This is a genomic window from Rhizobacter sp. P3_B12 (genome assembly GCF_056402895.1).
In genome coordinates, this window is record NZ_JBFUGN010000398.1 from 1 (window position 1) to 5,314 (window position 5,314).

General features: G+C 67.7%; 6 protein-coding genes. All 6 read left to right on the forward strand.

Annotated elements, in window-relative coordinates; translation table 11 throughout:
- Positions 1-1,246, forward strand: a 1,246-nt coding sequence (gene der, locus AC1D01_RS19505) for a ribosome biogenesis GTPase Der (protein WP_477869170.1), incomplete at its 5' end; no start/stop codon positions are given.
- 97 nt (positions 1,247-1,343) lie between these two features.
- The gene (gene hfq, locus AC1D01_RS19510) at positions 1,344-1,586 is read left to right on the forward strand and encodes an RNA chaperone Hfq (RefSeq protein WP_047502530.1); all 243 of its coding nucleotides are present in this window, start codon (positions 1,344-1,346) and stop codon (positions 1,584-1,586) included.
- 55 nt (positions 1,587-1,641) lie between these two features.
- Positions 1,642-2,871 (forward strand): GTPase HflX, encoded by a 1,230-nt coding sequence (gene hflX / locus AC1D01_RS19515; RefSeq protein ID WP_477869172.1) that lies wholly within the window; start codon positions 1,642-1,644, stop codon positions 2,869-2,871.
- Between the two features lie 23 nt (positions 2,872-2,894).
- On the forward strand, positions 2,895-4,244 hold the full coding sequence (gene hflK, locus AC1D01_RS19520; RefSeq protein WP_477869174.1) for an FtsH protease activity modulator HflK: 1,350 nt from the start codon (positions 2,895-2,897) through the stop codon (positions 4,242-4,244).
- A 33-nt stretch (positions 4,245-4,277) separates the two neighbouring features.
- Positions 4,278-5,204: a protease modulator HflC gene (gene hflC, locus AC1D01_RS19525; protein ID WP_477869176.1), complete on the forward strand. Its 927-nt coding sequence runs from the start codon at positions 4,278-4,280 to the stop codon at positions 5,202-5,204.
- Between the two features lie 12 nt (positions 5,205-5,216).
- A partial coding sequence (locus tag AC1D01_RS19530) for a DUF2065 family protein (RefSeq protein WP_477869178.1) occupies positions 5,217-5,314 on the forward strand: 98 nt, incomplete at its 3' end.

Below are 5,314 nucleotides of genomic sequence, written 5' to 3' on the forward strand. Positions count from 1 at the left end.
CGTCGCGGACTTCGCCGGCCTCACGCGCGACCGCCACTACGGCGACGGCCGCCTGGGCGACCGCGAGTTCATCGTCGTCGACACCGGCGGCTTCGAGCCCGACAGCACCACAGGCATCGTCAAGGAGATGGCCAAGCAGACGCGCCAGGCCGTCGCCGAGGCCGATGCGGTGATCTTCGTCGTCGACGTGCGCGCCGGCGTGTCGGCGCACGACCACGACATCGCCCGCTACCTGCGCTCGGTCAACAAGAAGGTGCTGCTGGCCGTCAACAAGGCCGAGGGCATGGTCGACTCGCCGCTGCTGGGCGAGTTCTACGAGCTCGGCATGGGCGAGCCGCACCCGATCTCGTCGGCGCACGGCCAGGGCATCCGCAGCCTGACCGAGGCTGCACTCGAAGACTTCCCGTTCGACGAAGAACCCGAGGAGCCGGAAGAGGGCGCGCCGATCCGCCTGGCCGTCGCCGGCCGGCCGAACGTCGGCAAGTCGACGCTGATCAACACCTGGCTCGGCGAGGAGCGCCTGGTGGCGTTCGACCAGCCGGGCACGACGCGCGACGCGATCACCGTGCCGTTCGAGCGCCATGGGCAGAAGTTCGAGCTGATCGACACCGCCGGGCTGCGCCGCAAGGGCAAGGTGTTCGAGGCGATCGAGAAGTTCTCGGTCGTCAAGACGCTGCAGGCCATCGCCGATGCGAACGTCGTGCTGCTGCTGCTCGACGCGACCCAGGGCGTGACCGACCAGGACGCGCACATCGCCGGCTACATCCTCGAGAGCGGCCGTGCGGTGGTGCTGGCCGTCAACAAGTGGGATGCCATCGACGACTACCAGAAGCAGACGCTCGAGCGCTCGATCGAGCAGCGTCTCGCCTTCCTGAAGTTCGCGCCGGTGCTGCGCATCTCGGCCATCAAGCGGCAGGGGCTCGGGCCGGTGTGGCAGGGCATCGCCGATGCGCATGCGTCGGCCACCCGCAAGATGACGACGCCGGTGCTGACGCGGCTGCTGCACGAGGCGGTGGAGTTCCAGACGCCCAAGCGCGCCGGTGCCTTCCGCCCGAAGCTGCGCTACGCCCACCAGGGCGGCATGAACCCGCCGGTGATCGTGATCCACGGCAACTCGCTCGAGCACGTGACCGACGTGTACAAGCGCTTCCTCGAAGGGCGCTTCCGGTCGCACTTCAAGCTGGTCGGCACCCCGCTGCGCATCGAGATGCGCTCGTCGAGCAACCCGTTTGCGGACAAAGAGTGACCGACAAAGATTGCTTCATTTGGCCCGCCATGCTGCGATGCAGCGCGGCGCTGTGTTAACGTGACGACCTCCATCACTTTCCATCACGGAGCATATCGTGAGCAATAAAGGGCAGCTTCTACAAGACCCGTTTCTGAACCTGCTTCGCAAAGAGCATGTTCCGGTGTCGATCTACCTCGTGAACGGCATCAAACTGCAGGGCCACATCGAATCCTTCGATCAGTACGTCGTCCTGCTGCGCAACACCGTGACGCAAATGGTCTACAAGCACGCGATCTCGACCGTCGTGCCCGGCCGCGCGGTGAATTTCCACGCCGCCGAGGCGCCGGAGCAGACCTGAGACCGCTGAGGCCGCTCGGGTGGGTGCGCCACCAACTTCCGAGGTGGCGTCCCGCATGACCGCTGCTGCTTCCAACGCCGCGGCGCAAGCCGCGTTGCCGCGCGCCATCCTGGTGGGTGTCGATTTCGGCGGTGGCTCCCATTTCGATGCGAGCCTCGACGAACTCGCGCTGCTGGCGGAATCGGCCGGCGACCTGCCGGTCGCACGCGTCACGGCGCGGCGCAAGTCGCCCGACCCGGCGCTGTTCGTCGGTTCCGGCAAGGCCGACGAGATCAAGGCCCTGGTGCTCGGCCACCAGGCCGAGGCAGTGCTGTTCGACCAGGCCTTGTCGCCGGCGCAGCAGCGCAACCTCGAACGCCACCTGGGCGTGGCCGTCGCCGACCGCACGATGCTGATCCTCGAGATCTTCGCCGCCCGGGCGCAGAGCCACGAGGGCAAGCTGCAGGTCGAACTCGCGCGGCTGCAGTACCTGTCGACACGCCTGGTGCGCCGCTGGAGTCACCTGGAGCGCCAGCGCGGCGGCATCGGCAACCGCGGCGGCCCCGGCGAGGCGCAGATCGAACTCGACCGCCGCATGATCGGCGAGCGCATCAAGTCCGTGAAGGAGCGGCTGGTGCGCGTGAAGAAGCAGCGCAACACGCAACGCCGCTCACGCGAGCGCAGCGGCACCTTCCGCATCTCGCTGGTGGGCTACACGAACGCCGGCAAGTCGACGCTCTTCAATGCGCTCGTGAAGGCGAAGAGCTATTCCGCCGACCAGCTGTTCGCGACGCTCGACACCACCACGCGCCAGCTCTACCTCGAAGACATCAGCCGCTCGGCCGCGCTCTCGGACACCGTCGGTTTCATCCGCGACCTGCCGCACAAGCTGGTCGAGGCCTTCGAGGCGACGCTGCAGGAGGCAGCCGACGCCGACCTGCTGCTGCACGTGGTCGATGCCGCGAGCCCGGTGCTGGCCGAGCAGATGGCCGAGGTGCAACGCGTGCTGGGCGACATCGGCGCGGCCGAGATCCAGCAGGTGCTGGTCTACAACAAGCTCGACAAGCTCGAATTCGCGCAGCATCCGCGCCATCATGCCGATGTGCTGGAACTTGAGGGCGGCGTGCGGGTCCCACGCGTCTTCGTCAGCGCGCTCGACGGCCGCGGCCTGCCGGAACTGCGCCGCATCCTGTCGGCCGCGGTGGCCGGCACGCTGCAGGACGACTTGAACGCCATGCATTCATCCTCAACTCCGCCATTGGCGTTCCCCTCGGGTCCGTCCGAGCTGCCCGACGCCGCAGCGTGAGCCCGAATCCTCTGCACACCCACATGACCATGAGCTCCAACCCAGTTCTGCCTGCCGCCGGCCCCGCCTCGCAGGTTCGTGACGTGGCCCATGCAGCCAAGGCCTTGCTGTCCGGTCTGGGCGGCGCCGCCTTCGCCAGCCTGCGGGGGGCGCGCTCCGGCGTCCAGGCCCCGGTGCTGAACAGCGGCGGTGGCCGTGGCGACGGCCCGCCCGATCTCGACGAACTGTGGCGCGATTTCAACCGCAAGCTGAGCGGCCTGTTCGGCGGCAAGGGCTCGCGCTCGAACGGCTCAGGCGGTGGCAGTGGCGGCAACGGCGGCAGTGGCGGCCCCGACATGCGCAGCGCCGGCATCGGCATCGGCCTGATCGCCGGCGTCGTCGTGCTGATCTGGGCCTTCARCGGCTTCTTCATCGTGCAGGAAGGCCAGCAGGCGGTCATCACCTCGTTCGGCAAGTACAGCCACACCGTCGACGCCGGCTTCACCTGGCGCTTCCCGTACCCGTTCCAGGCGCACGAGACGGTGCCGGTCACGCAGCTGCGCACCAAGGAGATCGGCCGCAGCAACGTGGTGCAGGCCACCGGGCTGCGTGATTCGTCGATGCTGACGCAGGACGAGAACATCATCGACATCCGCTTCAGCGTGCAATACCGGCTGAAGGATGCGCGCTCCTACCTGTACGAGAACCGCAACCCCGATGACATCGTCGTCGAGCAGGCGGCCGAATCGGCGGTGCGCGAGATCGTCGGCAAGGCGAACATGGACTCGGTGCTGTACGAGCAACGCGATGCGATCGCGATCGACCTCGTCAAGTCGATCCAGACCCAGCTCGACCGGTTGCGCACCGGCATCCTGATCGTCAACGTCAACGTGCAGAGCGTGCAGGCGCCCGAGCAGGTGCAGACCGCGTTCGACGACGCGTTCCGCGCCGGTGCCGACCGCGAGCGCGCGAAGAACGAGGCGCAGGCCTATGCGAACGACGTGATCCCGAAGGCGCAAGGCACGGCTGCGCGGCTGCGCGAGGAGTCCGAGGCCTACAAGGCCCGCGTCGTCGCGACGGCCGAGGGTGATGCGCAGCGCTTCAACCAGGTGTTCACCGAGTACCAGAAGGCGCCCGGCGTCACGCGCGACCGCATGTACATCGACACGATGCGGCAGGTCTATTCGAGCGTCAGCAAGGTGATGGTCGACACCCGCGAGAACTCCAACCTGCTGTACCTGCCGCTCGACAAGCTGATGCAGCAGGTCGGCAGTGCCGTGCCCGCCACGGCAGCGCCGGCGACCACGCCCACCGAGGCCCCCGCCAGCACCACGGGCAGCGTCGACATCCGCTCGCGCGAAGGCCAGCGCAGCCGCGACCGCGACGGCCGCTGATCCCACGGCGAAGAGAACCGCAGAAAGCTCACCATGAATCGACTCGCCATGCTCGTCGCCGGTGCCCTGGTGGCACTGATGCTGCTGTCCTCCGTCCTGTTCATCGTCGACCAGCGCCAGTTCGCGGTCATCTATGCGCTGGGCGAGATCAAGGAAGTCATCTCCGAACCGGGCCTGAAGGCCAAGCTGCCGCCGCCGCTGCAGAACGTCGTCTTCCTAGACCGCCGCGTGCAGACGCTCGACAGCCCCGAGACGCGCCCGATCTTCACCGCCGAGAAGAAGAGCCTGGTCATCGACTGGCTGGTCAAGTGGCGCGTGATCGATCCGAAGCAGTTCATCCGCAACAACGGCACCGACATGCGCAATGTCGAGAACCGCCTGAGCCCGATCGTGCAGGCCGCCTTCAACGAAGAGGTGACCAAGCGCACGGTGCAGGCGATGCTCGCGACCGACCGTGACCGCGTGATGCAGGGCGTGCGGGTGCGCCTGACCGACGAGGCGAAGGCCTTCGGCATCGAGATCATCGACGTGCGGATCAAGCGCGTCGACTTCTCGGCCAACGTGACCAGCTCGGTCTACAGCCGCATGGAATCCGAGCGCAAGCGCGTGGCCAACGAGCTGCGTTCGACGGGTGCGGCCGAAGGCGAGAAGATCCGCGCCGATGCCGACCGCCAGCGCGAGGTGATCGTCGCCGAGGCCTACCGCGATGCACAGAAGGTGCAGGGCGATGGCGATGCGAAGGCGTCGGCGATCTATGCCGAGTCGTTCGGCCGCGATCCGCAGTTCGCCCAGTTCTACCGCAGCCTCGAGGCCTACCGCGCGACCTTCCGCAGCAAGTCCGACGTGATGGTGATCGACCCGTCGGGCGAGTTCTTCAAGGCGATGCGCGGCCCCGGCCGCGAGTCGGGCGCGGCACCGGCCCGGCCGAAGAAGCACGCGGCCTCTGCCGCTGCCGAGTGATCTCCGAGCTTCATGTGGGACACCCTGCTGGCCGCGCTGGCGTTGATCCTGGTGCTGGAGGGCGTGCTGCCCTTCCTCAGCCCGGGTGCGTGGCGGCGGGTGTTCGAGCG

What these genes read in the sequence shown, in the direction of transcription:
- hflC (WP_477869176.1), top strand. Translation starts at nt 4,278, where the DNA reads ATGAATCGACTCGCCATGCTCGTCGCCGGTGCCCTGGTGGCACTGATG.
- hflX (WP_477869172.1), top strand. Translation starts at nt 1,642, where the DNA reads ATGACCGCTGCTGCTTCCAACGCCGCGGCGCAAGCCGCGTTGCCGCGC.